The organism is Rhodococcus sp. 008, from assembly GCF_001682295.1.
Taxonomy (GTDB): Bacteria; Actinomycetota; Actinomycetes; order Mycobacteriales; family Mycobacteriaceae; genus Rhodococcus_F; species Rhodococcus_F qingshengii.
In genome coordinates, this window is sequence record NZ_CP012749.1 from 4649627 (window position 1) to 4676021 (window position 26395).

Below are 26395 nucleotides of genomic sequence, written 5' to 3' on the forward strand. Positions count from 1 at the left end.
CTTACTCATCAGTAAGGTCTGTTGTCGAGAAACCGCGAAATGATGCGCGTCATAGGCTCGAGGGGTGAACCGGACAGAGGTGCCAGATCGGATACAGCGGTACGTGCGCTACACGCCGTTGGTGGTGGTCCCGTGCCTGTTGATCGCCAGCACGTATCCGGGGGAGTATCGAGTTCCCCTCACCTACTGGATTCTGTCGATGCTGTCGGCGCTCGCCTTCGCTGTCGGCCGTCGATGGCCGGTCTTCGCGTCCCTGGTCATCTCGGCGCTCGCCGTTCCGATGTTCGTCGCCGACGCCTGGGGGCTGTCCGAGCTTGTTCCGTATCTCGGGGCGGTCGCCGTCGTCGACGTCACGATGCGGGCCGAGCGTAGAGAAATGGTTGCCGTATCGGCAGCAGGATGGTGCGGTTCGGTGCTCGCGGGGATCTGGTTCGAATCTCACGAAGCGTTCTGGTCTGTCACGACGGCTGTGAAAGTGCTTGCGTACGTGGGGTTGCCACTGCTGCTCGGGCTGTATCTACGCTCGCAGCGTGAATTGGCCGCGAACAATCTTGCGCAGACCCGCGCTGCGGAGCGCAGTGCGCTCGCCCGCGAACTGCACGACCTGGTTGCGCACCACATGGCATCGATCGTCCTGAGAATCGGCGTGGCTCAACATGTCTTGGCGCCCCAGGACGAGGCCGTGCGTGAGGTCCTCGCGGATGTGCGTGGGACTGCGTCCGATGCGCTGGCCGATATCCGTCGCCTCCTGGTCGCACTTCGTGATCCTTCGCTCGGTGAGGTCGCTCTGGTCGAGCCGGATGCCGTCGAGGCGGAAATCGAGGCGGCGATAGATCGTGTGCGTGCGGCGGGTTTCGAGGTGCAGGCAGTCTTCGATGCCCAGGAGAATGTCGAGTCAGGCGCAGCCGATCTCGACGCGATCGGGAGGCTGACGTTGTTGCGGGTGATTCAGGAATCACTGACCAACGTCATGAAGCATGGCGACAAGAAGGGGCTGGTATCGGTCTCGGTCGGTCGCGAAGACAACCGGGTGCATGTCAGGGTTGTCAACGACGTCGAGGGATCGCCTCGGAGTGCAGGTCATGGCCTGGTGGGAATGCAGGAGCGTGCGGAGTTGGTCGGCGGCGAGATGACCGCGGGCACCAACAGTGACGGGAAATGGGAAGTGCACGTGAGTATTCCACTCGTTGTCTCGGGCGATGTCTCGTGATCAGCGTGCTGATCGTCGACGACCAGCGACTTGTGCGCGCCGGTTTGCGGATGCTGTGCGCGGCAGCCGAGGACATGACCGTGGCCGGTGAGGCGTCGAACGGCGTCGAGGCGGTAGCGCTCGCTGCAGAATTGGATCCCGACGTGATTCTGATGGACTTGAGAATGCCCGGGCTGGACGGGATCGGCGCCACGCAGCAGATCGTCAAGGCCGGTCGTCGAGCGCGCATCCTCGTGCTGACCACCTTCGACGACGACGATCATCTGTATCCCGCACTCGCCGCGGGGGCTTCGGGATTCTTCGTCAAGGACACCGAACCCGCCGAGTTGCTCGGTGCCATTCGGCGGATCGCCGAGGGCGAGATGGTGTTCACTCCGGAACTTCTCCGCCGCGTTGTGGATCGAGCGGTGATCGGTGGTATCGCAGACACTGCTGCGACGGAGAAGGTTCCGTTGACCGATCGCGAATCGCAGGTCCTCGCGCTGGTGGCAGAAGGGAAGAGCAATCAGGAGATCGCGGACACGCTGCATCTCGGTGTGACCACGGTGAAGACGCACGTGGCGAACCTGATGTCGAAGACCGGTTGCGACAATCGGGTTCGCCTCGCCGTGTACCACTTGCAGAACTTTCAGTGACCGGAGTGCGAACCAGGCATCGGCATGTCCATCGGCATGTCCATCTGCATCGGAGCCGCCTTCTGTCCCGGTTCGAGGACGAGGAATTGGCCCATCATCCCTTGGTCCTCGTGCATCAGCAGGTGGCAGTGGAACATGTACGGGAAGGTGGGATCGGTGTACTCGGACCACTGCAGTGCGACGCGAACCCTGCTGCCCGGCGGTGTGTAGACGGTGTCCTTGAGTCCGCGCAAGTGCGGCGGGGGAGTGCGACCGTCGACGTCGAGGATCTGGAACTGGACGTCGTGGACATGGAAATTGTGTGGCCAGTTGTCCTTGTTGGTGATCGTCCACACCTCGGTCGCGCCGACCTCGGCCTCGAAGTCGATGCGGTTCATGTCCATTCGTTGCCCGTTGATCATGTACCACTGCAGATCGAAGGTTCGGGAAACGCTTGCCTTCGACGGATCCAGACGCGGCAGTGCGGCCAACTGCGCCGGGAGAGTCGACCGTGACGCGCGGCTGGCAACGCCCCGCAGTTCGAGGATGTCGAAGCGGTCGTTCATGCCGAAGTTCTCGGCGTCGGAGGAACTCACGCCACCGCCGTCCTCGATCGGGAACGACACCAGTGTGGTCGTCGCACCGGGGTCGACGCGAACCACGATCTCGGCTCGTTCGCCGGGGCTGAGCTGAATCCGCTTGATCGCAATAGGTGATTCGAGCAGTCCGCCGTCGGTGGCAATCAGATCGAACGTGCGGTCGTCGGGGAACCCCAGGTTGTAGAGACGGCCGGAAGAGCCGTTCAGAATGCGTAACCGGACGACCCCGGTGGTGACGTCGAGGTAGGCGTCGGAGATGCCGTTGGTGACGATCGTGTCGCCGAGCAGGCCTATGTCGGTCGGATCCGATTCGTCGAAGCTGCCGTCGGCGAGGAATCGACGATCCTGGATGATCAGCGGAACATCGTCGACACCATAGGTTTTGGGGATGTCCAACGCCCGCGTGTCGGCGTCGTCGATCAGGAACAGTCCGGCGAGACCGCGCTGCACGTGCCGTTCGGTGGATCCGTGCGGGTGTGGGTGATACCAGAGCGTCGACGCCGACTGGCCGATCGTCCACGCCGGTTCCCAGCGTCCGCCGGCTTCGATGGTCTGGTGCGGGCCGCCGTCGTATCGGGCGGGCAGATGCATGCCGTGCCAATGGACGGTCGTGGGCTCTTCCAGTGTGTTGTCGATCGTGAATGCGACAGATTCTCCGCGTTCGGCGCGGACGGTCGGCCCCAGAATGGATCCGTTGAAACCCCAAGTGTCGGTGAGTTTTCCCGCGACGATCTCGGTGGTCCCGGCACCGGCACGAAGTGTGAAGTGGCGAACACCGGCGTCGTCGACGGTGGATTCGGCAAGCGGCGGAATCGGTAGCGGACGCGAAGTTCCGGCCACCGCCAACGTGGCGCTCTTCTCTGCCGGGTCGGCGCCGCAGCCCACCGCGAGCCCGAGGGGCGCTGCGGCCAGACCGAACAGAATCGTGCGCCTGGAAATCCGGTTCATCGTTCTCCTGGAAGTAGTGCGTGATCAACTACTTCCAGTCAACGGGCCGAGATGTCGTGCCGAATCCTGCCGACGGGCCTGTCGGAACTCCTCCCTCGGACCCTTGCGGCGGGTGGGATGTTCTGGTACTCGGGTGTTACCGCAGGCGGGCCAGAACGTCTTCGTGCAGCAGTCCGTTGGTGGCGACCGCGCTGCCGCCGTGCGGACCTGCGCCGCCGTCCAGATCGGTGAACGCGCCGCCGGCCTCACGGACCAATACGTCGAGCGCTGCCAGATCCCACAGGGAAACCTCGGGTTCGGCAGCAATGTCGACGGCGCCTTCGGCCACGAGGCAGTAGGAGAAGAAGTCCCCGTAACCGCGCACGCGCCAGACGTGGTCGGTGAGTTCGACGAACTGATCGCGAATTCCGCGGTCCTTCCACCCCGAGAGGCTCGAGAAGCTCAGGCTCGCTGACTCGCTGCGATCGACGGCGGATACCTGGATCGCCCGCGCATCACTGTCCCCGAAGGACGTATGTGCACCCAAACCTGTTGCAGCCCACCATCGCCGATTCAGTGCAGGTGCGCTCACGACGCCGATGACCGGGACGCCGTCCTCGAGCAAGCTGATCAGCGTGGCCCACACCGGTACGTTGCGGACGAAGTTCTTGGTCCCGTCGATGGGGTCGACCACCCACTGTCTGCCCTCGAAGGCTGCGTCGCCGCCGAATTCTTCGCCGAGTACGGAATCCGCAGGACGATGCTCACCGAGCGTCGCGCGCACTGCTCGCTCGACAGCCAGATCGGCGTCGGAGACGGGGGTGAGGTCCGGCTTGTCGTCCACTCGAAGGTCGAGGGCGCCGAAGCGGGCGCGAGTGATCGCGTCAGCCTCGTCGGCGATACGGAGGGCGAGTGCGAGGTCGGATGCGCGATCGGTCACGGGTACACAACCTACCGGCTCAATCGGGGACGACCTCGTTCAGCTTTCCGGTTGCGACGTCGAAGACGAATCCGCGTAGGGAGGTCGTCGCGGTGACGAACGGACTGTTCTCGATGCGCTTCAACGACTGACGGACGTCCTCGTCGATGTCGGGAAACGATTCGGCAGCCCAATTTGGTTTGATGCCGATCTCGTCCTGGATGGATCGCTTGAAGTCGTCGTCGGTGAACGTCAGCATTCCGCAGTCGGTGTGGTGGATGAGGATGATCTCGGTAGTTCCCAGCAGACGCTGGCTGATGGCCAGGGATCGGATCTCGTCGTCGGTGACGACTCCACCCGCATTGCGGATGACGTGCGATTCACCTTCCTTGATTCCGAGCACCCGATAGACGTCGATGCGGGCGTCCATGCAGGCAAGTACGGCGACGTGTTTGCTGGGTGGGAGGGGGAGCGGTCCGGTGAACTGCTCGGCGTAGGCGGCGTTGTTCTGCAGGTATTCGTCGGTGACAGTCATCGTTCCAGTAGGTTCCCTCGGAGCGAGGTTGGCAAGGCTTCCAGTCCCGGTGATCCCAATACGTGACGGGCGGCAGGGCCGAGGTCGGCACCCGGTAGCCTTGAGAACCGTGCATCCCGACGTAATTGCAGACCTGAACGCCCTCGACACCACCCTTCGCACCTGCGAATCGGTTGTGGACGTCGAGGAGCTGCGCCGACGCATCGACGAGCTCGAGCACCAGGCAGCCGACCCGGGTCTGTGGAACGACCAGGAACACGCCCAGCAGGTCACCAGCCAGCTCTCCCACGCGCAGGCCGAGCTACGCCGGATCGTGGCACTACGCGAGCGACTCGACGAGATGCCGATCCTCTACGAACTGGCAGAAGACGAAGGCCCCGACGCGGTGGCCGACGCCGACGCCGAGCGCGCGAGCCTGCGAGACGACATCGCGGCGATGGAAGTCAAGACCATGCTCTCGGGCGAGTACGACGAGCGCGACGCGCTCATCAACATCCGCTCCGGTGCCGGCGGTATCGACGCTGCAGACTGGGCCGAGATGCTCATGCGTATGTACATCCGCTGGGCGGAGAAGCACGACTACGGCGTCGAGGTCTACGACACGTCGTACGCCGAAGAAGCCGGACTCAAGAGCGCGACGTTCGCGATCAAAGGCCCGTACACGTACGGCACGTTGTCCGTCGAGATGGGCACCCACCGGCTCGTTCGCATCAGCCCCTTCGACAACCAGGGGCGCCGTCAGACGTCGTTCGCCGAGGTCGAGGTACTGCCGGTCGTCGAGACGACCGACCACATCGAGATCAACGAGAACGACATCCGCGTCGACGTCTACCGCTCGTCCGGTCCCGGCGGCCAGTCGGTCAACACGACGGACTCCGCCGTTCGACTCACGCACATCCCGACGGGAATCGTCGTCACCTGTCAGAACGAGAAGTCGCAGCTCCAGAACAAGGTGTCGGCGATGCGCGTCCTGCAGGCAAAACTGCTCGCGGTCAAGCGTCAGGAAGAGCGCGCCGAGATGGATGCGCTCAAGGGCGACAGCGGCAGCTCGTGGGGCAACCAGATGCGCTCCTATGTTCTGCATCCGTACCAGATGGTCAAGGACCTGCGTACCGAGTACGAGGTCAACAACCCGTCGGCAGTGCTCGACGGCGACATCGACGGGTTCCTCGAGGCCGGCATCCGCTGGCGCATGAGCGAGAACCAGTCCGCATAGCGTTCGGATACCGAAAGGCACGATGACTTTACTTCGACCTGGGCAGAACCTGCTCGATTGGCTTCAAACCACCGGTTTGTCCGTCCTCATGACCGTGCTCGGGGCGATGATTCTCGCCCGGTTGGTCAGTTGGGGAGGCAACAAGGTCACCGACCAGATCGACTCCAACTATCAGTTGGGCGATGCGCTGGTTCGTTCCGAGGCGACCAAGCATCGTCACTCGGTCGCGCAGGTCATCACCTGGGTGGTCATCACGTTCATCTACGTGATCGCGACGCTGAAGGTTCTCGACCAACTGAACCTGCCGATCGGCAGTCTCGTCGCGCCGGCGACCGTTCTCGGTGCGGCGCTCGGTTTCGGTGCACAGCGCGTCGTGCAGGACATTCTTGCCGGTTTCTTCATCATCACCGAACGTCAGTACGGCTTCGGTGACACCGTGCGACTTGCGATCACCGGCTCCTCCGACGACGCCGAGGGTGTCATCGAGGACGTGACCCTGCGCGTGACGCGAATGCGGAACTCCGACGGCGAGGTCATCACCGTTCCCAACGGGCAGATCGTGAAAGCGACCAACCTGTCCAAGGATTGGGCACGCGCCGTCATCGACGTTCCGGTTCCGGCGACCGCCGATCTCACCCGGGTCAACGAGGTGCTTCGCCAGGTCGGAGTCGACGCGATGGCCGACCGCGGACTCAAGAAACTGCTGCTCGACGAGCCCACGGTCATGGGCGTCGAAAGCCTGGAGGTCGATCAGGTCAACGTGCGGATGGTCGCGCGCACACTCCCTGGCAAACAGTTCCAGGTCGGACGCGCTCTTCGTGTCCGCGTCGCCGCAGCACTGCGACGTCAGGGGATCACGGTGTCACCGGATCTGCACACCGTACGGACCGAGGAGGCGAGCGAATGACCGATCAGGAACCGCGCCGCGGACTCGACCGACTGTTTCACCTGGACTGGCTCCCGTCCCGGATCTTCGGCGGCCGGATGCGAACCTCTACCTTCATTCTCATCGTGGCGTGGATATTGACGTATCTGTTGCATACGTATCTCAATCCTGAGGACCCGACCGCAGTGACACCACCGCCCAGCGTGGACACGTCGCAGACCGAGCCTTACGTCGCGCCCTCGGTCAAACCGTCGACGACGACCCCCGTGCCGTCCTCGACCGAGCCGACGACTACGTCCGAGACCCAGTCTCCGGAATCGAGCACGGGCAGCTCAGGTTCTCCGACGCCGACTTCGGGTCCCGCGCCTGCGCCGGGCAACGCCGAACAGTCCGCGACCACGGTGCCGACCACTCCGGCGACGACGACCGTTCCCCAACCTGGCGCGGCGATGCAGGCACCGACGTCTGTGCCGCAGTCACCCGCGACCACCGGTACCGGATAAGGACGAGGGTGCTCGCGCGTGGCGCCAAGGTCACCGTTAGATAACGGCTAGACTGGCTAGTTGTGATCAGCATGAAGAATGTGTCGAAGTCCTACAAGGCCTCCACCAGGCCGGCGCTCGACAAGGTCAGTGTGGAGGTGGAGAAGGGGGAGTTCGTCTTCCTCATCGGCCCCTCCGGCTCCGGCAAGTCGACGTTCATGCGGTTGCTGCTCAAGATGGAGTCGCCCACGTCCGGCGACATCGAGGTCGCGGATTTCCACGTCAACAAGTTGGCGGCCCGCCGCGTGCCGAAGCTTCGCCAGAGCATGGGCTGTGTGTTCCAGGACTTCCGCTTGCTTCAGCAGAAGACGGTCTCCGAGAACGTGGCCTTTGCGTTGGAAGTCATCGGCAAGCCCCGCAACGTCATCGCGCGCACTGTGCCCGAGGTTCTCGACATGGTCGGTCTGGCCGGCAAAGCCGATCGACTGCCCACCGAACTTTCCGGCGGTGAGCAGCAGCGCGTCGCCATCGCCCGCGCATTCGTGAACCGCCCTCTCGTGCTGCTCGCCGACGAGCCCACCGGCAACCTGGACCCCGAAACGAGCCAGGACATCATGCTGCTGCTCGAGCGGATCAACCGCACCGGCACCACCGTCGTGATGGCGACCCACGATCACCACATCGTCGACTCCATGCGTCGACGCGTCATCGAACTCGATCTCGGCAAGGTGACCAGAGACGAAGCGCGGGGTGTGTACGGCGTCGGCAGGTAGCGCCGACTACGACCACACGTCCCGTACGCCCACCGGTTGTCGTGAAACAACCGGCCTCTCGAAAAGGAATCGGATTCCCCGATGCGCGCCAGCTTTATTTTCAGCGAAGTCCTGACCGGCCTACGCCGCAACATCACGATGACCATCGCCATGATCTTGACGACGGCGATCTCCCTCGGACTCTTCGGCGGTGGTCTGCTGGTCGTGCAGATGGCAGGCAAGACCCAGCAGATCTTCCTCGAACGAGTCGAGGTGCAGATCTTCCTGACCGACGACATCTCTTCGGCCGATCCCGGTTGCGAGCAGGAGATCTGCAGTTCGTTGCGCAAGGAACTCGAGCAGACTCCGTCCGTCGTCGCGGTTCAGTACCTCAACCGCGAAGACGCCGTGAAGGACGCCACCGAGCGCGTGTTCAAGGACCAGCCCGAACTGGCAGCCCTGGTGAGCCCGGACAGCTTCCCGGCGTCGTTCAAGGTCAAGCTCAGTGACCCGGAGCGGTTCGGCGTCATCAACGACACCTTCGGTTCGAGGCCCGGCGTCGAGAGTGTGCTCAATCAGCGCGAGTTGGTGGACCGACTGTTCAGCGTGCTCGGTGGAGTGCGCAACGCAGCGTTCGCGATCGCGATCGTCCAGGCGATAGCGGCCATCCTGCTGATCGCCAACATGGTCCAGATCGCCGCGTTCACGCGTCGTACCGAGGTCAACATCATGCGGTTGGTCGGCGCGACGCGTTGGTACACCCAGCTTCCGTTCCTCCTCGAAGCCGTCGTGGCGGCCTTGATCGGTGCGGTGCTCGCCATTGCCGGGCTGTTCACGGCGAAGAACGTCTTCATCGACGGGGTCCTGTCCGACGTCTACGAAGCAAACATCGTGGCGCGGATATCCAACAGTGACGTGCTGTTCGTCTCGCCGATCCTCGTACTTGCCGGTGTCGGAATGGCCGCGGTGACGGCGTACGTGACGCTGCGTCTGTACGTCCGCGAATAATCGGTTTGCACGAGCTTCTATGCTGGAACAGCAAGAACCATTCGACAGCAAGACAGCGGACTGAGAGGCCCGGACAGTGAAGGAAAAGGGCCGCAAGGTCATTGCGACCAATCGCAAAGCACGCCACAACTACACGATCATCGACACCTACGAGGCCGGCATCGCTCTCGTCGGGACCGAGGTCAAGAGTCTGCGTGAAGGCAAGGCGTCGCTCGTCGACGCGTTCGCCACGGTGGACAACGGCGAAGTGTGGTTGCGCTCGTTGCACATTCCGGAGTACACGCAAGGCACGTGGAACAACCATTCGCCACGTCGTACCCGAAAGCTCCTGCTGCACAAGCGTGAAATCGAGCACCTCGTCGGCAAGACCCGCGAGGGAAACCAGACGCTGGTCCCGCTGTCGATGTACTTCAACGACGGCAAGGTCAAGGTCGAACTCGCACTGGCAAAGGGTAAGCAGGACTACGACAAGCGCCAGGACATGGCCAAGCGGACCGCCGAGCGCGAGGTGACCCGCGAGCTCGGTCGTCGTATCAAGGGCATGCGCTGACCTCCATCCTGCTTGCCCTCGTGGCGGCAGTTGCCTACGGAGTCAGCGACTTCGTCGGGGGAGTTGCGTCACGACGAGTTGCCGCACTGCGTGTGGTGATCGTCTCGTATCCACTCTCGCTCGTCATCGTTCTGATCGCAGCACCTTTCGTATCCGGGACGCTGACGCCGAACGGTCTGATCTGGGGTGCGATCGCGGGCGTCACGAGTGGTCTGGCGGTCTGGTGGTTCTATCTCGCGCTGGCAACCGGCCCCATGTCGGTGGTCTCGCCGCTGACAGCTGTTCTGGTGGCGGGCATTCCGGTGCTCGTCGGCTTCGCTTTCGGTGAGCGGCCGGGGTTGATCGCGTACCTGGGTATTGCCGTCGCGCTGGTCGCCGTCGTCCTGGTCAGCCGCGAGTCGCCTGACGACACCGCGGGTGAGGTTGCCGGCGGAATCACCCTCCGCTTCACCAGACAAGTGGCTCTTCTGACCGTCGGAAGCGGTGGCGCATTTGCACTCTCGTTCATCGCACTTCACCAGATCGGCGAGGGCAGCGGGCTGTGGGCGTTGGCCGTATCTCGAGGTGCCGCGACCGTCGTGGTGTGGTTGGTCGCGCTGGCGGCCGGTCACTTCGTTCTCCCACGAGGCGAGCCACTCAAGCTCGCGGTGTACGTCAGCGTCCTCGACGTCGTCGCGAACGGGACGATGATCTACGCCTTCCAAGGCGGAATGCTCTCACTGGTCAGCGTGATCGGTTCGCTGTATCCGGCTGCGACGGTTCTGCTCGCCATGGTGATGCTGGGCGAGCGGGTAAGCCGCGTGCAACAAGCGGGAATGCTGTTGGCGCTGGCGGCAGTCGGCATGATTGCCGTCGCTGGGGCGTAGTTCCTTTTCAGCGGCTGTGACCCGTACACCCATCGTAGGAACGCGCCATTTCATTCCTCGACGAGTACCTGGGCTACTTGCACGCCGGATACCCCGATCCGCGACCATCCTGTCAAAAGAGTCCCGCGTGGTTTGAACTGGTCTCCGATTGGCGGAGTGGCCAAATTGGAAACGCGGCGGCGGTGCGAGTTTGGTATCGCACCAAACTCAGGGCCTCGGAATAGCTCATGACGGCTCGACAATGCCCGCGGGCGAACCAAATTCAGTACTCCGCAGGAACATCCGAGTGGCCGCGGAAAGGTGGGCCACGGTTTCCTCCGGATCTCCGATATCAGCGGTGAACACCTCGACTCCCAACACGACGTCGGGAGCCACGACCCCCAACGCCCGCACAATCTCCGCGATCGGCGCCGTTCCCTCGCCAGGAGCCAGGCGGCCGGTCATCGGTACATAGGGATCGTGGCGGCCAGGCTGGACACGATCGCTGATCTGCACTTCGAATACCTGACCATGGGTAACCTCTGCAAGCTGGGTCGGCGTACCACCCGAGCGCAGAAAGTGCCAAGTATCGAACAGGATTCCAACGCCGGGGTGGTCGGCTCGCCGGACGATGTCCAACGCCGCACCGAGATCCGGTATTCCTGTGCCGGGGATGAACTCCAGACTGACACGAACTCCGACCTCGGCTGCGCGGTCGGCGACTTGTCGCACCGCCGACGCCAGCGCGTTTCTCTTCACTGTCGGATCACCCAAGAAATGGGCGACGTTGAGAGTGCGAGCGTGAAGCGCCTCAGCGGCTTCGAGACACTCGTCGAGATCTACCATGAGCTTGCGCCAGTGTGGAGGTACCTCATCCAGTCGAGCAGAGCCGGGTAGATAGGTCATGAGCGCATCGATCACGCCAACAGTCACACCTAGATCGTCCAGGCGCTCCCGCACTCGGGAGTCGGCACTCTTCACAATCGAATATTGCGAGGGATGAACAGTGATCTCTGGAAAGCCGCCCCTACGGGCCAACTCGGCGAGCTGTATCAAATCAGCGTGTGGGATGCATCCCCAGCAGAGGGCAGTGCCCTCGATTGGCTGCACAGCCTGGTAGGTCATCGATGGCCACTTCTCTTCGTCACTCACACACACTCGGAGGTGATGTGCTGGTCCTGTCGTTGCGACTGCCGGCGGAACGAATACGGTCGACGCGGCTTACAGGTTGGAAGTCCAACATTGGACTGCGAAAGCGAGCTACCAGTGCGCGGGCCGTTTGTTTTCTATCTGGCTGCTCAGTAGTCAAATCAGCAAAAGGAGTTGAACCGCAGACTTTCAGGGGCGCGAAGGCAGCGCCGCAAGAACGTCGTCGTCGAGCTTCCACTCCGCGGCGGCAACATTTGATCGCACTTGTTCGGGGTTCATCGCACCGATGATCACAGAGGGAACGCTCTCCTGCGCGCACAGCCACGCTATGGCGAGTTCGAGTATCGAGTGTCCGTACGCTTGTGCGAACGCTGACAGTTTCTCCACGTACTCGAAGTTCTCTTCCGTCGCCAGTGTGGCGAAGTACGGCGCACTGGCTAGTCGGCTGCCGGTCGGAAACGGCCGTCGCATCGTGTACTTACCGGTGAGCATTCCGGAAGCAAGCGGAAAGAAAGGGATGATTGACATTCCGACCTCGTGTGCGGCGGGAACAATGTCTGCCTCGATCGCGCGGTTGAGCAAATTCCATTCGACCTGGTTCGCCAATAAATGCGATGCGCCAGTACCGGTGGCGATGCCCTCGGCCTACCTCATCTGATCCGCGGAGTAGTTCGAGCAAGCTACGTGGCGGGCTTTCCCTTTGGCTACCAGCCCATTCAACGCCTCGATGGCCTCCTCCAGTGGAGCATCGGGGTCAGGGACATGCTGGTAGTACAAGTCGATTCGGTCGGTGCTGAGTCGCCGCAAGCTTGCCTCACAGCTATCCTCGATGCTTCGTGCGAGTACTCCGGGCTTGTAATCGACCTCACGCGGGCGTGGAATCGCTTTGGTGGCGATTACCACCTGGTCTCGTTGACCTGCGAGCGCCTTGCCGAGGATTTCCTCCGAGCGCCCGTTTCCGTACATCGTCGCTGTGTCAAAGTGGGTGACGCCCTCATCGAGGGCGGTACGGACGACCTCCGTACTCCCCTCAGGGTCCAGCCGGGTACCAAAGTTGTTACACCCTAAGCCAATACGCGAGACTTGAAGATCGCGCGCGAGTTGTCGTAATTCCATGTCATTCCCCTTGTTTTCGCCACTTACGTGAATTCGTCGCCCCGCGAAATCGACGAATGATTGGACGCAAGATCAATTACCCTGCAAGAGCTCTGAGCGGTCGGCAGGCCCTGTGGGACGAACGAACATCTACATTCCATACATCGACAAGGTGGGTCCGCCGACCCACTTCATCGGAGCGATTCAAATCGTGCACGAGCCCGGACCGCAGTAGGAAGTGGTTTTTCCACTCATCGGGATTCCTCTTCTCGGTCATGATGATTCATCGGGCTAGCTATCTCGCGCGGAGACAGGCGGCGCGGTACAACAGTTGGCATCGGTTTGGCCGGATTCTCAGTCATCTCTCAACGATGTGCACCCGCTCCACCGAGTCACCCGCTTGTAGATGCCCTCGCTTCTCGGAGAGTTTTCTTCAGCCGCGTCTGTCGGCCGGCGCTGCGCGTAGGTGAACCCGCTCGCCTTGTTTTCCGAAGAGGCTGATCGCCTCGGCCGGCCGGCCGTCGGCAGCACTGATGCGGTGCGGGATGTGCGTGTCGAACTCGGCGGCCTCGCCTGCCCCCATGATGAAATCCCGGTCGCCGAGTTGGAGTCGGATGCGCCCGGACAGAACGTAGACCCACTCGTAGCCCTCGTGGGATCCCGGTTCGCGATCGTCGTCGGTGGGCGAGATGATCATCTTGTAGGCCTGCAGATTGCCGGGTTGACTGGTCAGCGGAATGACCGTCATACATCCGACCGTTCGAGGTTCTTCGCGCACGCGCGGATCTTTGATCTTGCTGTTCACGAGGTCGTCCAAGGGGACGCCGTGTGCCTTGGCAATCGGCAGCAGAAGCTCCAAGTTGGCTCGGCGAGTACCGGATTCGAGTCTCGACAGTGTGCTGACGCTGATGTCGGTGGTCTCCGACAAATCGGCCAGGGTCATGTCGGACTGTTGGCGCAACGCACGTAGGCGAGGGCCGATGCCGGCTAGTACGGCTTCGAACGATGTTTCGGTCATGCACTCATTTTGCCAAAGTGGCAACAGCGTTTGTCAAGACTGCGTTCTCTTGTCATTCTGGATTCATGACGCAGAACTCATTCGACGTAGCAGTAATCGGAGCCGGTGCGGCAGGCCTCAACGCCGCACTCATTCTCGGTCAGGCACGCAGGTCCGTGATCGTCTTCGACAACGGATCGCCACGGAACGCGGCCGCCGACCACATGAACGGATTCCTCTCCCGTGACGGCATGAACCCCGCAGAATTGTTGACCATCGGCCGAGGTGAGGTCCGCAAATTCGGCGGCGAGTTCCATGACGGCACCGTTGTCTCCGTGACACGGGACGGCGAGAAATTCTCGGTAGAACTGGCTGACGGCATCAAGATTCAGGTGCGCAAGGTGCTTGTTTCGACGGGTCTGACGGACCGCCTACCGGTAGAACTCGAAGTCTTCGGCGAGCGTTGGGGACGCGATGTGTTGCACTGCCCGTACTGCCACGGGTATGGCGTGCGTGATCAGCCGCTCGGCGTGATCGCCAAGAGCGCGGAATTTGCGATGCACCAGGCGCTCATGGTTCGCCAGTGGTCCGATGACGTGGTTCTCTTCCTTCATCGCATCACCGAACTGAGTTCCGAAGATCGGGAAAAGCTTGCGGCTCGCGGTATTTCGATCGTCGAGGGTGAGGTTGCCGGTCCCGTCGTCGAGGATGATCGGTTGGTGGGCGTGCGGTTGGCCGACGGCAGTGTGGTCGCGCGTTCGGCGGTCTTTGTCGGTGGCGCCCTCACGATGGACCCCAACGATGCGATCTTGCGCACATTCGGTGCGCAGCGCGCCGAGACGATGATGGGCGATTTCGTCACAGTCGACATGATGGGGGCCACAAGCGTGCCCGGCGTGTTCGCCGCGGGCAATGTCGTGGACCCGGGTGCCCAGGTCATCATGGCCGCAGCCGCCGGGGCGAAGGCCGGAGCGGGGATCAACATGATGTTGACCAACGACGACCTCGGGGTTGCACTCGCGCTTCGCAGTTGAATTGTGCGTAGCGTGGGGTGATGGACGCAGTGAGAGTGTTGATCACGGGTGCGACCGGATACATCGGCGGACGTCTTGCCCCTCGCCTGGTCGAAGAGGGTCATCGAGTTCGAGTGGTGGTGCGCAGCCCGGAGAAACTACGCGATGTTCCCTGGCACGATTCCGTGGAGATCAAGCGCGGGGATCTGACCGACAGTGCCACCCTCTCAGGTGTTTTCGACGATATCGACGTGGTCTACTACCTCGTTCACGCCATGGGTGGGGGAGGGTCGTTCTCGGATATCGACAAGCGAAGCGCGGAGAACGTCGCCGCCGCTGCCCGCGATGCGGGGGTGCGACGGATCGTCTACCTGGGCGGGCTTCATCCCTCCGACCGAGAGTTGTCGACTCACTTGCAGTCCCGGCTCGAAGTCGGTCGGATCCTGCTCGACTCCGAGGTTCCGACGGTTGTGTTCCAAGCTGGAGTGGTGATCGGATCGGGTTCGGCGTCCTTCGAAATGGTGCGCCACTTGACCAATCGGCTTCCGGTGATGACCACACCCAAGTGGGTGCACAACAACATTCAGCCGATCGCGGTGCGTGACGTACTCCACTATTTGATTGCAGCCGCGGCGACGACGCCGGAGGTCAACCGCGCCTTCGACATCGGTGGGCCGGATGTCATGCAGTACGGCGAAATGATGAACACCTACGCCGACGTCGCTGGATTGGTACGCCGACGCATCCTCGTCCTGCCCGTCCTCACCCCGCGTCTGGCAGGTCACTGGGTGGGATTGGTCACGCCGATCCCACGAGGTTTGGCGATGCCCCTGATCGAATCCCTGCAGAACGACGCGGTGATGCACAATCACGACATCGACAGCTTCATCCCGCCTCCCGCCGAGGGCCTCACGCCGTATCGAGAAGCGGTCCGACTGGCACTTCGCAAGATCGACACCGGTGAGGTGGAGACGGCGTGGTCCGGTGCAACGATTGCGGGCGCTCCATCCGATCCTCTTCCATCCGACCCGGATTGGGCCGGCGAAGCGGTCTACGTCGATCATCGCGAACGTGACTGCGCGGCGGATCCGAAAACCCTCTGGTCGGTGGTCGAGTCGATCGGCGGCGAGAACGGTTGGTATTCATTCCCTTTGGCGTGGGCCATTCGGGGGTGGATGGACCGCGCGGTCGGTGGTGTCGGACTGCGCCGGGGCAGGCGGGATCCACGCCGGCTCAACACGGGCGAAGCCCTGGACTTTTGGAGGGTCGAAGAAATCGATCGAGGCAAGTTGCTCCGATTGCGCGCCGAGATGAAGGTCCCGGGCGGAGCATGGTTGGAGTTGCGAGTATCAGAAGGCCCAGCCGGTGCCGACGGACGGCCGGTGGGTTCCCACCTCGATCAACGCGCGGTCTTCTTCCCTCGCGGGCTCGCGGGTCGGGCGTACTGGTATTCGATCCTGCCTTTCCACGGAGTCGTCTTCCAGGGGATGATCACCAACATCACCGGTGCCGCCGAGCGTGAGATGGCTGCAGTGCAGGAAACGGGTGCAGTGCAGGAAGCGGGTGCAGTGCAGGAAGCGGGTGCAGTGCAGGAAACGGCTCGGGCGAAGCACACGGAAAGTGCCGCCGATTAATTGGTATGACTTCCGAACTTCGGCGCGTTATAGTGAATAGCCCCACGAAAGACGCGGGGCACACACGGGGCTGAACGGTTTCGACTGCGTGTGTTGAGTTAGGGGAAGCGTGTCGGTGCAGGCAAGAGACCACCGTAAGCGTCGCTGCAAACCTATAAGCGCCGATTCCAATCAGCGCGACTACGCTCTCGCTGCCTAAGTAGCGAAGCGTGTCTGTCAGCCCGGGGTTGCCCTCGACCCGGTTCCTGGCATCAGCTAGAGGGCTTTACTGTTCGGCTCGGTCACGGAGTCGGACGGGACATCAAACAGTGACTGGGATCGTCATCCTGGCTTGTTCGCGAGACTGGGAGATCCAAGTAGAGACTTAGCGAACTGCACACGGAGAAGCCCTAGCGATTCAACGTAGGACCCGGGTTCAATTCCCGGCAGCTCCACAACAGGTCGGGCCGGAGAGCACACGCTCTCCGGCCCGACCTTTTTGCTGCCTTTTTGCTGCTGTCTTGCTGCGGCACTCTGCTGTGTGGCCCGGGCCTTCTTGCGATCAGGAGCCGAAGAATCCCAGGTCGACCGAGCCGACGAAGCCGGGAGCTTCCTTGGCCAGCGGCTTGCCGTCCAGATCGGCAGGCAATGCAACGCCCAGGCTCTTGAGGATTGTCGGGGTGATGTCGGCGATCGTGTACGAGTCTGTGTTCTTACCGGCCGCGTATCCCGCGCCGCGTGCTATGACGAATGTCGTTGCTTCCGCGGGTGTCTGACCGCCGTGCCCACCGGCGGGCTTGTGCCCGTGATCCGCAGTGACCAGTACAGTCCACTTCTCGCCGGTCTTTGCTGCGCGCTGATCGACGGCATCGACAATCTTGCCCACCTGAGCATCGACCGAGGCGATGGACTCTTCGTACGCAGCGCCGTTGGTGCCGCCGCTATGTCCCGCGCCGTCCACCTGATCGAGTTGGGTGAAGATCAGGTCAGGTCCCTTGTCTGTGATGTCGCGGGCGACGGCGTCTGCCGTCGCAGCGTCGGTGGCCGCTCCGGAACCTGCATCGGCCGTGGTGACGACAACGTCGGCTTTCGGTGTCCCACTGGAGGCGATGTTGTCGATGCCGCCCCACGTGGAGATCGATTCGGTGAGGAGGGAGGGCTTTGCTGTTTCCAGTCGGGTGAAGACGCTCGGGTAGAGGTCGAAGCGGGCGCCCGCGTACGTGTTGTCCTTGACTCCGTGCTTGGTATCCCAGACTCCGGTCAGGATGGTCGACCACGACGGTCCGGAGATGGTGGTGTGGCCGAGGATGGAAGATTCTCCGCTGGTTCCTTCGGCGATCAGCTTCTGGAGGCGGGGAGCGTCGGCGGTCTTGATGTGGCTGAGCATAGTGCCGTCGAGGCCGATGACAACTGTCTTCTCGGCGGCCGACGGATTGAGGTCGGACGATCCGGGAATTGCTGCAGCAGTTGCAGTTCCGGCAGCAACAGCGCCGGCGAGGAGGAGTGTGATAGCGGCTGAGGTGCGTGCGATTTTCTTGGTCACGCTAAGCATCTTGCGATAGGACTAGACCAATTGCACTACCAGGATGTGAGGGTTGTCCTGTTGTTCACGGCAGATTCAGATTGGACTAGACCAATGTTTCCTCAGGCGGCCCAACCGTCGAGGATGACGCTGACCGCGTGATCGAGGTGAAGGGGCTCGCCGTCCCATCTTGGGATGATCGCGTCGTCGGGTATGTCTCCGCGCAGTAGGCCATCAGCGAATCCCTCGGTCGGTGGTGCTGGGTCGATGACGTCACCATTGGCGTAAAGGAACTCGAACTTCTGCTCGCCGAGAGCAGTGATCGTGAACTGGCCGTCATGCAGCGCGCGGTGGCAGGTGCCGCACAGCATGATCAGATTGTCCAAGTCCGTATTTCCGCCGCGTCCCCAGAATTTCACGTGATGTGCGTGTAAGAAGCGAGTCCGCCCGCAACCCGGTGTGCGGCAACATCCGTCGCGGTAATTCAATGCCAGCATTTGTTTGGCGCTGACGACGCGGGTCCTTCGGCCCAGATTCAAAACGCATCCCTCCTTTGTCGTTCCCAGGCGAAGTTTCGCGTTGCAGAGCACTTCCTCGGCGGCACTTTGGGGGAGTGCGGGTCCACTCGGTACACGGACGGTGTTCGCTTCGTGGAAGAACACAACTTCGTTCGCGGCGGCCTTGGACGTGCGGTCTGTGACTGCGGCGGTGGCGAGCTCTGCCATCGCGACGAGTCCTGGTCCGATATTTCCGGCCGGGTTCTTTGTGGCCTTCTCGTCGACAGGGCGGATGGCAGCGGTTCGGGTGCGTTCACGTTCCGCCGCCGCCAATGCTGCGAGGATTCGGGCGCCGTCCTGCGCGGGCAGGCGTCCTTTGATGACAAACTCGCCCGTATCCGAGTCCCAATGCCAGCGGACCTGAAGATGTTCGGGCGCTTTGCTTTTGCCAGATTCATTGTCGGTTGCTTTACGCAGACCTGCGGCGAGACGATCGATCTGGGCTGCGGGCGCCTCGCATCCGAACCGAACCATCTGCTTTTCGTTTGACGGCGTGGTGACCCGGGTGAGTGCGCGAACCTTCGAGTAGGACAGCCGGCCTTGCTCGAAGGCCTTCCGCATCTCGGGCAAAGGGCGGAGCGCTTTGGCGACGCGAACATATTCCCTGCCGGTGTGCAGGCTCATTCCACATTTCCACGACAGCCAGTGGGCGCATGAATGCAGTCCAGGGCCGGCCCAGCCGCGGTCTTCGTCGAACTTCGACAGGAGGGTGAGGAATCGAGCCGTGGCCGCCGCGATCTGGCCGGCGAGAGCGCAGATTTCGGAGCCGAGTTGCTCTACGTCGCTTCGGGTGGAACCCTGCGTTTCTTCATTGATCAGTGCTGCGGTATCGGTCAGTTCTGCGGTATCGGTCAGTTCTGCGTTCATCGTTGCCCCCCCGGCGCGTGTCCGACAATGTTTCGAATGTACGTTCGATGATAGATGCCAGTACCGACACACATCCGTGGATGAGGACGGAAAGCGTCCCCGCGGGGACGTCTAACCGCTGCCGATCGAGTACTCGGCGTAGGTACCGACATCCTCGAAGCCGACGTTTCGATAGAGCTGTGCGCCGTCGCTGGACGCCTGAAGTACAGCGGTTCGGGCACCTCGCTCGCGGGCGATGTCGAGTGCGGCAAGGGTGACCGCCGAGCCGAATCCTCGTCGGCGCGCCGTTTCGAGTGTGACGACCCCATACAGTCCGGCGACGTCGGCGGCAAAATGGACCTCGGCTCCGGCGACAGGCTGGGAGTTCGCGTATCCCACGACAAACGAACTCCGCGAGCGCTCATCGAGGATGTCATCGGCGGTGTCTTCGAAGAAACGTATTACTGCGGTTGAGGGCGGCGACCAATTGGCGGCCATCACGGCGGCGTAGTCGGCGAGCTGCGAACGAGTCGTCACTCGCTGAACGCACAGTTCTGAGACAGGCGTTGGGCGTGGGACGACGTCCAAGTCTGCCGTCATCGCTCTTTCTTCCTCGGAGCGCACGCAGCCGAGGGCTGACAAGCGAGCGCCGAGGTCAGAGGGCTTGTCGCGCGGACCTGTCCACCAGGAGAACGGACGACCGGTTGCTCGAAGCCACGCGAGTACGTCGAGTAGTCGTCGGTCTTCTTCCGGGCCTTCAGCAGCAGGTACAGCGAAGCGCGCACCAGCGATGATGTTGAAAGTGTCGTCGGTGAGGCCGCTGTCTGCGACGACAACATCTGCAGAGACCGTGACCGATCCCGTCGGCAAGTGTTCATGCAGGTGGCAGGCATGGGATACCAAGTTGGCGTCCATGGCGTCGAGGACATCGCCGACGAGTGCTTCACGATTCACAAAAGAAATTCTACGAACCCCATCCAAATGGTTTTCGGCTCCGAATGCCGTGTATGACGCCCAACCGACGGCAACAGCAGGACGGTGACCAGCACCTGGTGGTGCTAGTGCTGCCTGGAGGAAAGGTATCGAGCCATCGCCCGGCTCGCGCCTGGCATCTGTCCAACCTTCGGATGTGCCCGTTCACCGCTCAGCTTCGCCTCTCCGGTGTCAAGGCGGTGCAGGCTCGCTATCGAGTTCGAGGTTGGAACGGTGCCGAGCGCAGTCCGGTCGCCGACGCCCGCGCCGCACTCGACGCGATAACGAAACGTAATTCACAAGCTCAGGTGATCCTGCTGGGGCACTCGATGGGCGGACGGGTCGCCGCCGAACTATGTGGCGATCCGGCGGTGGTCGGTGTGGTCGCGCTGGCGCCGTGGTGGCCCGATGGAACGTCGGTGAATCTGCATTCGGACACACCGCTGGTTGTGCTCCACGGCACGGCCGACTCGTGGACCGACCCGGCAGCGTCTCGCCGGAAGGTTGACGAACTGCAGAAGTCGGGTAAGAGCGCTGAATGGATCGGCATCGACGGCGCAGGCCACTTCATGCTCCGTCGGGCGGCGACTTGGCATCGCCTCGTCGCGGATGCAATCGCAGGAATGAGTCGCGGGGTAGCCGCAACAAAGATGGGAGAACGACGATGAGTTCCGACAAGCGCAAGGTGGCCGTCGTCGGTAGTGGTGTCGCAGGTCTGACAGCGGCGTGGGTGCTCAGTAAGGACAGTGACGTCACCCTCTACGAAGCGGATTCACGGCTCGGCGGGCACGCGGACACCCATTCGGTCACCGACCCGGAAGGGCGAAGCCTCGCCATCGACACGGGGTTCATCGTCCACAACGATCGCACCTATCCGACATTGTTGCGATTGTTCGCAGAACTAGATGTGCCTACGCAGGAATCCGATATGAGCATGTCGGTCAGGTGTGGGGGGTGCGGGCTCGAGTACTCGGGAGGCCAAGGGTTGCGCGGCGTTCTCCCGACGCCGGGGCTGCTGGTGAAAGGCAGTTTTCTGTCGATGTTGATGGAGGTCAAGCGCTTCCACCGCCGTGCCCGCGCATTGCTCGACAACACGGATCCGTCGGCACCTGACCAGACACTTGGGGTGTTTCTGCGCAGCGGCCGGTTCTCCGACTACTTCACCGCTCACTTCATGACTCCGCTCGTGTCGGCAGTCTGGTCGTGTGATCCCGGCTCGGCGCTGAAATATCCCGCGCGGTACCTGTTCTCGTTCCTCGATCACCACGGAATGCTGAGCGTCACTGGATCGCCGACCTGGCGAACAGTCACCGGTGGATCGGGCGAATACGTTCGTCTCGTCGCCAAAAGTATCGGGGATATCCGCCTCAACACGCCGGTGCGCGCAATCCACCGGTTCGACGATCGCGTCGACATTCGTGACGGCGACGACCAGATCCAGACCTTCGACGCAGCCGTGGTCGCAACGCATCCGCAGCAAGCGCTGAAGATTTTGGCGGATCCGACGCCTGTCGAATCCCAGGTCCTCGGTGCAATGCCGTACTCCGTCAACCACACCCAACTTCACACGGACGAAAATGTGCTGCCCGGCAACACCAATGCGCGCGCGTCGTGGAACTACTACATCCCTGAATGCAACGCGAAGCCGGATCACGTTCTGGTCAGCTACGACATGACGAGGTTGCAGCGGCTGCCGGAGACCGGCCGGCGCTACCTGGTGACGTTGGGGGGAGACGAAATGGTGGCCCCGGAGTCGGTGATCGATCAGATGACCTACGAGCATCCGCAGTACACACCCACCTCCGTCGCCGCTCAAGCGCGGCTTCCTGAGCTGGACTCGGACGTACTCGCGTTTGCCGGCGCATACCACGGATGGGGCTTCCACGAGGACGGTGCACTCTCTGGCCTGCGCGCCGCCGAACGCGTCGGAGGTCGGTGGCCGTGACTACTCCCATCACGCCGTCCATCGTTCATACGAGCATCCGGCACGTACGAACGGAGCCGCTGCACAACGAGTTCGAGTACCGAAGCTACAGCTGGCTCGTCGACGTCGACGATTTGCCCGAGCTCCCGAAGGCTTTGCGTCCCTTGGCGAAGTTCGACGCCGGGGATCACCTCGGCGACTCCACTCGATCGATTCGTGCCAACGTCGAGACTTTTCTGGCAACCAACGGATTGGAGTTCGCCGGCGGTCGCATCCTCATGCTTGCGAACGCGCGTGTGTTCGGCCATGTGTTCAACCCGCTGAGTGTGTTCTGGTGTCTGAACGACGACGGCAGTCAGCGGTGCGTCGTTGCCGAGGTTCACAACACCTACGGCGAACGGCACTGCTACCTGCTCGAAACCGACGAACGTGGCGCGGTTCGCACGTCCAAAGAGTTCTACGTATCTCCGTTCAACGATCTGGACGGCGAGTACCGGATGCGACTTCCGCTACCCGACACCGCGCTCGCGCTCTCGATAGTTCTGGCCCGTGACGGCAAGGCGCCCTTCGTGGCCACGGTGTCCGGTCGTTGTGTGCCGGCGACGACGCGCGAGATCGTGCGCAGTGCGCTCGCCATCCCGCTGGCTCCGCTCCGAGTCGCCGCGCAGATCAGATTTCAAGGAATCCGGCTGTGGGCCAGGCGCTTACCCATCGTTCCCCGACCGCAACATCACCCGCAGGAGGCAGTGCAATGACCACAACCACTCTCGGCACCGAACCTTCCGCTCACACGATCGAAACCGAGCGGTGGCCGGGCGTCGCCACCGTGCCGAGCGGGCTCAAAGTGCGGGTTGCATCACCGGTTGCCCGCGCCCTGTTCCACAAGGCGGTCGCGCGTTTGCCGCTGCGTGTCCAGATGCCCAACGGTGAGTTCTCCGGTGGCGGTAGCCCCGATTCGCCGTTGATGGTCATTCACCGCCCAGACGACTTCGCTGCTCGTGTGGGGGACAGTGGTTTGATCGGATTCGGCGAGTCTTACATGGCGGGCGATTGGGAAGCATCCGACCTCACTGCGGTCCTGGAAGTCTTCGCCTCCCGCGTGGCGACGCTCATTCCCGACTTCCTGCAGCGGCTACGAGGCCTCTACATTCCGAAGCAGCCTCGCAGTGAACGGAATTCGACGCAGAACACGCGCTCGAACATCTCCCGGCACTACGACCTCTCGAACGAGATGTTCGAACTGTTCCTCGACGACACCATGACGTATTCCAGTGCTCTCTTCGAGGATTTGTCGGTAGGAGCTACCCCGCCGTGGGACGTGTTCGCAGCGGCGCAGCATCGGAAGATCGATCGACTGCTGGATGGCGCAGGTGTCGGACCCGGTTCGCGAGTGCTCGAAATCGGCACAGGCTGGGGAGAATTGGCGATCCGAGCTGCCCAACGGGGAGCGACGGTGCGCTCGGTGACACTTTCGGTCGAACAGCAGGAATTGGCAGCGAAGCGGATAAGCGCTGCGGGACTGGCAGATCGCGTTCAGGTCGACCTTCTCGACTATCGGCAGGTACAGGGGGAGTACGACGCCGTTGTGTCGGTCGAGATGATCGAGGCCGTCGGCCACCAGTACTGGGGGAGCTACTTCCAGACGATCGACGCCCTGCTGGCGCCGGGTGGGCGCGCAGCGATCCAAGCCATCACGATGCCGCACGATCGAATGCTCGCGACCCGCAACACCTACACCTGGGTGCACAAGTACATCTTCCCCGGCGGATTTCTCCCGTCGGTGCGGGCGATCGAGGACGTCACCGAGCGCATGACAACCCTGCGGGTGCGTGAGCGGATGTCGATGGGCGATCACTACGCGCAGACGTTGCGACTGTGGGACGAGCGATTCAGCGCTCGCACCGACGAGGCGTCCGCGCTCGGGTTCGACGCAGTGTTCGCGCGCATGTGGCATTTCTATCTCTGCTACTCCGAGGCGGGGTTTCGGTCGGGGTATCTCGACGTCCAGCAAATTGTTCTCGATCGGAGGAACCAGCGATGACTGCCACAATGGATCGAACGACACAAGGTACCGGCGTTGCGGGTCGTCTCTCGGACATCCTCAGTCCACTTGTCGGCGGCGAACTTCCGGTGCGGTTGACTGCATGGGACGGCAGCACAGCAGGTCCGGAAGATGCTCCGAAGGTGACGCTTTACAGCCCGAACGTTTTGCGACGCTTGCTCTGGAATCCCGGCGAGTTGGGGGCTGCGCAGGCGTATGTTCTCGGTGAACTCGACGTCGAGGGCGATCTAGGCGACGCACTCACACACGTGTGGAAGGTGTCTGCCGAGCGGGGGCTCGGGTCGATTACCCCGACACCATCGCTCGTCTTGGCCGCGGTCAAGGCTGCGCGATCCTTCGGTGCTTTCGGGAGACCTTTGGCTCCGCCGGCGTCGCAGGCTCAGGTGAAGGGGCGCCTGCACAGCCTCGCCCGCGACCGCGAGGCGATCGGGCACCACTACGATTTGTCGAACGATTTCTACCAATTGATCCTCGATGAGAACATGGCGTACTCCTCGGGCTATTGGACTTCCGATACACCGGACTACACGCTCGAAGACTCACAGACAGACAAGCTGGACCTGGTGTGCCGCAAGGTCGGTCTCGATCGAGCGCGAGGCTTGCGGTTTCTCGATGTCGGCTGTGGTTGGGGCTCGCTCAGCCTGCATGCAGCGCGGGAGTACGGCGCCAGGGTTGTCGGAATCACGATCTCGGCGGAGCAGAAGGCTTTTGTCGACGCGAAGGTCCGCGCGCTCGGTTTGGAAGACTGGGTCGAGATCCGGCTCCAAGATTATCGTGAGATTCCGGACGCGCCCTTCGATGCGGTCGCGTCGATCGAGATGGGTGAGCACGTCGGTGAGGACAACTATCCGACATACGTGAAAGCGCTCCACGACAACGTTATTGCCGGTGGCCGTGTGCTGATTCAGCAGATGTCCCGCACTGGCCCGCACCCCGGGGGAGGTCCGTTCATCGAGTCGTTCATCGCGCCGGACATGTACATGCGGCCCGTCGGTCGCACTGTTGCGATGATCGAGGAAGGTGGACTCGAAGTGCGGGACGTCCACGCCCTGCGTGAGCACTACGTGCGGACCGTCGACGCGTGGATCGAGACCTTCGAATCGAACTGGGATCGCGTCGTGGAACTCGTAGGTGTCGAAGTCGCTCGGGTGTGGCGTCTCTACCTCGTCGGCGGAGGAATGGCATTTCGGGACGGCAGGATGGGCGTCGATCAGATTCTGTCGGTCCGGCCGCACGGTGATGGTCGATCGGGTATGGAACCGGTACGGCCGCAGTGGGTGTCGCGGCGATGAACGGATTCGACTGGGGCGCGTTCGGAGTGGTCACACTCACGAGTCTGCTGGCGATCGCCGTCGGAATGACGGTGACAGCCACGATCGGTGTACGGATCGGGCGCCACAACGTTGTCGACGTGTCGTGGGGCGCCGGCTTCGTTCTGATCGCGCTCGTGTCCGCGATAGTGGGAACCGGCGACCTCTGGCGCCGGTTGCTGATGCTTGCGCTCGTGGCGATCTGGGGTCTGCGGTTGGCGACGCACATGGCGATTCGATCGCGTGGCAAAGGTGAAGACCCGCGGTACGAAGAAATGCTCGGACGAGCGACGGGTAATCGAACGCTGTATGCGATCCGCAAGATCTATCTCACGCAGGGGATTTCGTTGTGGTTCGTCTCCCTGCCGATCCAGGTCGCAGCAGTATCGAACGGCAGCTTCGGACTTCTTGTCGTACTCGGAATCGCGCTGTGGATTGTCGGCGTCACGTTCGAGACGGTCGGCGACCGACAGATGGAGGAGTTCAAATCCGATCCGGGCAGCCGTGGCCACGTCATGGATCAAGGTTTGTGGGCATGGACGCGGCATCCCAACTATTTCGGCGACGCGTGTGTCTGGTGGGGGATCTTCCTCGTCTCGGCGTCCGTGTGGCCGGGGGTGTTGACCGTCCTCTCACCGATCGCCATGACGTACTTCCTGGTCTTCGCCACCGGAGCGCGGTTGCTCGAGCGACACATGGAACAGCGTCCGGGCTATCGCGAGTATCAGCAGCGGACAAGTTACTTCATTCCTCGCCCGCCGAAAGCCCGCTCCGGGACGTAGGCTCTTTCGG

Annotated in this window: 25 protein-coding genes, 1 other RNA gene and 1 pseudogene; 18 read left to right on the plus strand and 9 right to left on the minus strand. The window is 62.4% G+C overall.

Annotated elements, in window-relative coordinates:
• The first annotated feature begins 64 nt into the window (after positions 1 to 64).
• Together AOT96_RS21575 and AOT96_RS21580 are read left to right on the plus strand one after the other, a co-directional pair.
• A complete protein-coding gene (locus tag AOT96_RS21575; RefSeq protein WP_047271658.1) occupies positions 65 to 1210 on the plus strand; it encodes a sensor histidine kinase in 1146 nt (381 codons plus the stop codon).
• Positions 1207 to 1845, plus strand: coding sequence for a response regulator (locus AOT96_RS21580; protein WP_047271656.1), 639 nt, complete (start codon positions 1207 to 1209; stop codon positions 1843 to 1845). The genes AOT96_RS21575 and AOT96_RS21580 overlap by 4 nt, the downstream gene beginning before the upstream one ends.
• Here the strand turns inward: AOT96_RS21580 and AOT96_RS21585 are convergent.
• The 3 genes from AOT96_RS21585 to AOT96_RS21595 all read right to left on the minus strand — a co-directional run bounded on the left by AOT96_RS21585 (position 1839) and on the right by AOT96_RS21595 (position 4804).
• Positions 1839 to 3371 (minus strand): multicopper oxidase family protein, encoded by a 1533-nt coding sequence (locus AOT96_RS21585; protein WP_065352236.1) that lies wholly within the window; start codon positions 3369 to 3371, stop codon positions 1839 to 1841. The two genes, AOT96_RS21580 and AOT96_RS21585, sit on opposite strands and share 7 nt — an antisense overlap.
• A 136-nt stretch (positions 3372 to 3507) precedes the next feature.
• Positions 3508 to 4290, minus strand: coding sequence for a histidinol-phosphatase (hisN, locus tag AOT96_RS21590; protein ID WP_065352237.1), 783 nt, complete (start codon positions 4288 to 4290; stop codon positions 3508 to 3510).
• A 19-nt stretch (positions 4291 to 4309) separates the two neighbouring features.
• On the minus strand, positions 4310 to 4804 hold the full coding sequence (locus AOT96_RS21595) for a beta-class carbonic anhydrase (protein WP_065352238.1): 495 nt from the start codon (positions 4802 to 4804) through the stop codon (positions 4310 to 4312).
• 109 nt (positions 4805 to 4913) lie between these two features.
• Here AOT96_RS21595 and prfB point away from each other — a divergent pair, with 109 nt between their 5' ends.
• The 7 genes from prfB to AOT96_RS21630 all read left to right on the plus strand — a co-directional run bounded on the left by prfB (position 4914) and on the right by AOT96_RS21630 (position 10564).
• The gene (prfB, locus tag AOT96_RS21600) at positions 4914 to 6020 is read left to right on the plus strand and encodes a peptide chain release factor 2 (protein WP_003942364.1); all 1107 of its coding nucleotides are present in this window, start codon (positions 4914 to 4916) and stop codon (positions 6018 to 6020) included.
• Positions 6021 to 6042: 22 nt separating this feature from the next.
• The gene (locus tag AOT96_RS21605) at positions 6043 to 6927 is read left to right on the plus strand and encodes a mechanosensitive ion channel family protein (RefSeq protein ID WP_003942304.1); all 885 of its coding nucleotides are present in this window, start codon (positions 6043 to 6045) and stop codon (positions 6925 to 6927) included.
• A complete protein-coding gene (locus AOT96_RS34780) occupies positions 6924 to 7409 on the plus strand; it encodes a hypothetical protein (RefSeq protein ID WP_007731286.1) in 486 nt (161 codons plus the stop codon). Before AOT96_RS21605 ends, AOT96_RS34780 begins: the two co-directional genes overlap by 4 nt.
• A gap of 71 nt (positions 7410 to 7480) precedes the next feature.
• Positions 7481 to 8161, plus strand: coding sequence for a cell division ATP-binding protein FtsE (gene ftsE / locus AOT96_RS21615; RefSeq protein ID WP_020969258.1), 681 nt, complete (start codon positions 7481 to 7483; stop codon positions 8159 to 8161).
• 81 nt (positions 8162 to 8242) lie between these two features.
• Positions 8243 to 9148, plus strand: a complete 906-nt coding sequence (ftsX, locus tag AOT96_RS21620; RefSeq protein ID WP_003942367.1) for a permease-like cell division protein FtsX — start codon at positions 8243 to 8245, stop codon at positions 9146 to 9148.
• Between the two features lie 76 nt (positions 9149 to 9224).
• Positions 9225 to 9698: an SsrA-binding protein SmpB gene (gene smpB, locus AOT96_RS21625; RefSeq protein ID WP_003942330.1), complete on the plus strand. Its 474-nt coding sequence runs from the start codon at positions 9225 to 9227 to the stop codon at positions 9696 to 9698.
• Positions 9699 to 9718: 20 nt separating this feature from the next.
• Positions 9719 to 10564, plus strand: a complete 846-nt coding sequence (locus AOT96_RS21630) for a DMT family transporter (protein WP_003942324.1) — start codon at positions 9719 to 9721, stop codon at positions 10562 to 10564.
• Between the two features lie 225 nt (positions 10565 to 10789).
• On the opposite strand, the gene AOT96_RS21635 is transcribed toward AOT96_RS21630, so the two are convergent.
• The 3 genes and pseudogenes from AOT96_RS21635 to AOT96_RS21645 all read right to left on the minus strand — a co-directional run bounded on the left by AOT96_RS21635 (position 10790) and on the right by AOT96_RS21645 (position 13805).
• Positions 10790 to 11476 carry a sugar phosphate isomerase/epimerase family protein gene (locus AOT96_RS21635; RefSeq protein WP_219466804.1) on the minus strand — a complete coding sequence of 229 codons (687 nt, stop codon included), beginning with the start codon at positions 11474 to 11476 and terminating at the stop codon, positions 10790 to 10792.
• 405 nt (positions 11477 to 11881) lie between these two features.
• Positions 11882 to 12808: pseudogene (locus AOT96_RS36070) on the minus strand (aldo/keto reductase).
• Positions 12809 to 13220: 412 nt separating this feature from the next.
• Positions 13221 to 13805: a helix-turn-helix domain-containing protein gene (locus AOT96_RS21645; RefSeq protein WP_007731290.1), complete on the minus strand. Its 585-nt coding sequence runs from the start codon at positions 13803 to 13805 to the stop codon at positions 13221 to 13223.
• Positions 13806 to 13870: 65 nt separating this feature from the next.
• On the opposite strand from AOT96_RS21645, the gene AOT96_RS21650 reads away from it, so the two are divergent.
• From AOT96_RS21650 to ssrA, 3 genes are all read left to right on the plus strand, one after another.
• Positions 13871 to 14818 carry an NAD(P)/FAD-dependent oxidoreductase gene (locus AOT96_RS21650; RefSeq protein ID WP_065352896.1) on the plus strand — a complete coding sequence of 316 codons (948 nt, stop codon included), beginning with the start codon at positions 13871 to 13873 and terminating at the stop codon, positions 14816 to 14818.
• A 20-nt stretch (positions 14819 to 14838) separates the two neighbouring features.
• Positions 14839 to 16431, plus strand: a complete 1593-nt coding sequence (locus AOT96_RS21655) for an SDR family oxidoreductase (RefSeq protein ID WP_065352239.1) — start codon at positions 14839 to 14841, stop codon at positions 16429 to 16431.
• A 66-nt stretch (positions 16432 to 16497) separates the two neighbouring features.
• Positions 16498 to 16868, plus strand: a transfer-messenger RNA (tmRNA) gene (gene ssrA, locus AOT96_RS21660).
• Between the two features lie 104 nt (positions 16869 to 16972).
• Here the strand turns inward: ssrA and AOT96_RS21665 are convergent.
• The 3 genes from AOT96_RS21665 to AOT96_RS21675 form a co-directional block, all read right to left on the minus strand.
• A complete protein-coding gene (locus tag AOT96_RS21665; RefSeq protein ID WP_003942284.1) occupies positions 16973 to 17953 on the minus strand; it encodes an alkaline phosphatase family protein in 981 nt (326 codons plus the stop codon).
• Positions 17954 to 18054: 101 nt separating this feature from the next.
• A complete protein-coding gene (locus tag AOT96_RS21670) occupies positions 18055 to 19356 on the minus strand; it encodes an HNH endonuclease signature motif containing protein (RefSeq protein ID WP_065352240.1) in 1302 nt (433 codons plus the stop codon).
• A gap of 111 nt (positions 19357 to 19467) precedes the next feature.
• Positions 19468 to 20289, minus strand: coding sequence for a GNAT family N-acetyltransferase (locus tag AOT96_RS21675; RefSeq protein WP_080961234.1), 822 nt, complete (start codon positions 20287 to 20289; stop codon positions 19468 to 19470).
• A 53-nt stretch (positions 20290 to 20342) separates the two neighbouring features.
• Between AOT96_RS21675 and AOT96_RS21680 the strand changes: the two genes are divergently transcribed.
• From AOT96_RS21680 to AOT96_RS21705, 6 genes are read left to right on the plus strand one after another with little or no spacing between them, the layout of a single operon-like run.
• Positions 20343 to 20975 carry an alpha/beta fold hydrolase gene (locus tag AOT96_RS21680; protein ID WP_007731295.1) on the plus strand — a complete coding sequence of 211 codons (633 nt, stop codon included), beginning with the start codon at positions 20343 to 20345 and terminating at the stop codon, positions 20973 to 20975.
• Entirely contained in the window at positions 20972 to 22252 is a 1281-nt protein-coding gene (locus tag AOT96_RS21685) for an NAD(P)/FAD-dependent oxidoreductase (RefSeq protein ID WP_065352241.1), read from the plus strand. Before AOT96_RS21680 ends, AOT96_RS21685 begins: the two co-directional genes overlap by 4 nt.
• Positions 22243 to 22986, plus strand: a complete 744-nt coding sequence (locus AOT96_RS21690) for a DUF1365 domain-containing protein (protein WP_064444295.1) — start codon at positions 22243 to 22245, stop codon at positions 22984 to 22986. Before AOT96_RS21685 ends, AOT96_RS21690 begins: the two co-directional genes overlap by 10 nt.
• On the plus strand, positions 22983 to 24272 hold the full coding sequence (locus tag AOT96_RS21695; RefSeq protein ID WP_065352242.1) for an SAM-dependent methyltransferase: 1290 nt from the start codon (positions 22983 to 22985) through the stop codon (positions 24270 to 24272). Before AOT96_RS21690 ends, AOT96_RS21695 begins: the two co-directional genes overlap by 4 nt.
• Positions 24269 to 25585, plus strand: a complete 1317-nt coding sequence (locus AOT96_RS21700; protein WP_065352243.1) for an SAM-dependent methyltransferase — start codon at positions 24269 to 24271, stop codon at positions 25583 to 25585. Before AOT96_RS21695 ends, AOT96_RS21700 begins: the two co-directional genes overlap by 4 nt.
• Positions 25582 to 26385: a DUF1295 domain-containing protein gene (locus tag AOT96_RS21705; RefSeq protein WP_065352897.1), complete on the plus strand. Its 804-nt coding sequence runs from the start codon at positions 25582 to 25584 to the stop codon at positions 26383 to 26385. Before AOT96_RS21700 ends, AOT96_RS21705 begins: the two co-directional genes overlap by 4 nt.
• Positions 26386 to 26395 lie beyond the last annotated feature (10 nt).

What these genes read in the sequence shown, in the direction of transcription:
- AOT96_RS21685 (WP_065352241.1), top strand. Translation starts at nt 20,972, where the DNA reads ATGAGTTCCGACAAGCGCAAGGTGGCCGTCGTCGGTAGTGGTGTCGCA.
- AOT96_RS21680 (WP_007731295.1), top strand. Translation starts at nt 20,343, where the DNA reads ATGACGCCCAACCGACGGCAACAGCAGGACGGTGACCAGCACCTGGTG.
- AOT96_RS34780 (WP_007731286.1), top strand. Translation starts at nt 6,924, where the DNA reads ATGACCGATCAGGAACCGCGCCGCGGACTCGACCGACTGTTTCACCTG.
- AOT96_RS21650 (WP_065352896.1), top strand. Translation starts at nt 13,871, where the DNA reads ATGACGCAGAACTCATTCGACGTAGCAGTAATCGGAGCCGGTGCGGCA.
- ftsX (WP_003942367.1), top strand. Translation starts at nt 8,243, where the DNA reads ATGCGCGCCAGCTTTATTTTCAGCGAAGTCCTGACCGGCCTACGCCGC.
- AOT96_RS21695 (WP_065352242.1), top strand. Translation starts at nt 22,983, where the DNA reads ATGACCACAACCACTCTCGGCACCGAACCTTCCGCTCACACGATCGAA.
- AOT96_RS21655 (WP_065352239.1), top strand. Translation starts at nt 14,839, where the DNA reads ATGGACGCAGTGAGAGTGTTGATCACGGGTGCGACCGGATACATCGGC.
- AOT96_RS21705 (WP_065352897.1), top strand. Translation starts at nt 25,582, where the DNA reads ATGAACGGATTCGACTGGGGCGCGTTCGGAGTGGTCACACTCACGAGT.
- AOT96_RS21585 (WP_065352236.1), bottom strand. Translation starts at nt 3,371, where the DNA reads ATGAACCGGATTTCCAGGCGCACGATTCTGTTCGGTCTGGCCGCAGCG.
- AOT96_RS21595 (WP_065352238.1), bottom strand. Translation starts at nt 4,804, where the DNA reads ATGACTGTCACCGACGAATACCTGCAGAACAACGCCGCCTACGCCGAG.
- AOT96_RS21645 (WP_007731290.1), bottom strand. Translation starts at nt 13,805, where the DNA reads ATGACCGAAACATCGTTCGAAGCCGTACTAGCCGGCATCGGCCCTCGC.
- ftsE (WP_020969258.1), top strand. Translation starts at nt 7,481, where the DNA reads ATGAAGAATGTGTCGAAGTCCTACAAGGCCTCCACCAGGCCGGCGCTC.
- AOT96_RS21670 (WP_065352240.1), bottom strand. Translation starts at nt 19,356, where the DNA reads ATGAACGCAGAACTGACCGATACCGCAGAACTGACCGATACCGCAGCA.
- AOT96_RS21700 (WP_065352243.1), top strand. Translation starts at nt 24,269, where the DNA reads ATGACTGCCACAATGGATCGAACGACACAAGGTACCGGCGTTGCGGGT.
- AOT96_RS21605 (WP_003942304.1), top strand. Translation starts at nt 6,043, where the DNA reads ATGACTTTACTTCGACCTGGGCAGAACCTGCTCGATTGGCTTCAAACC.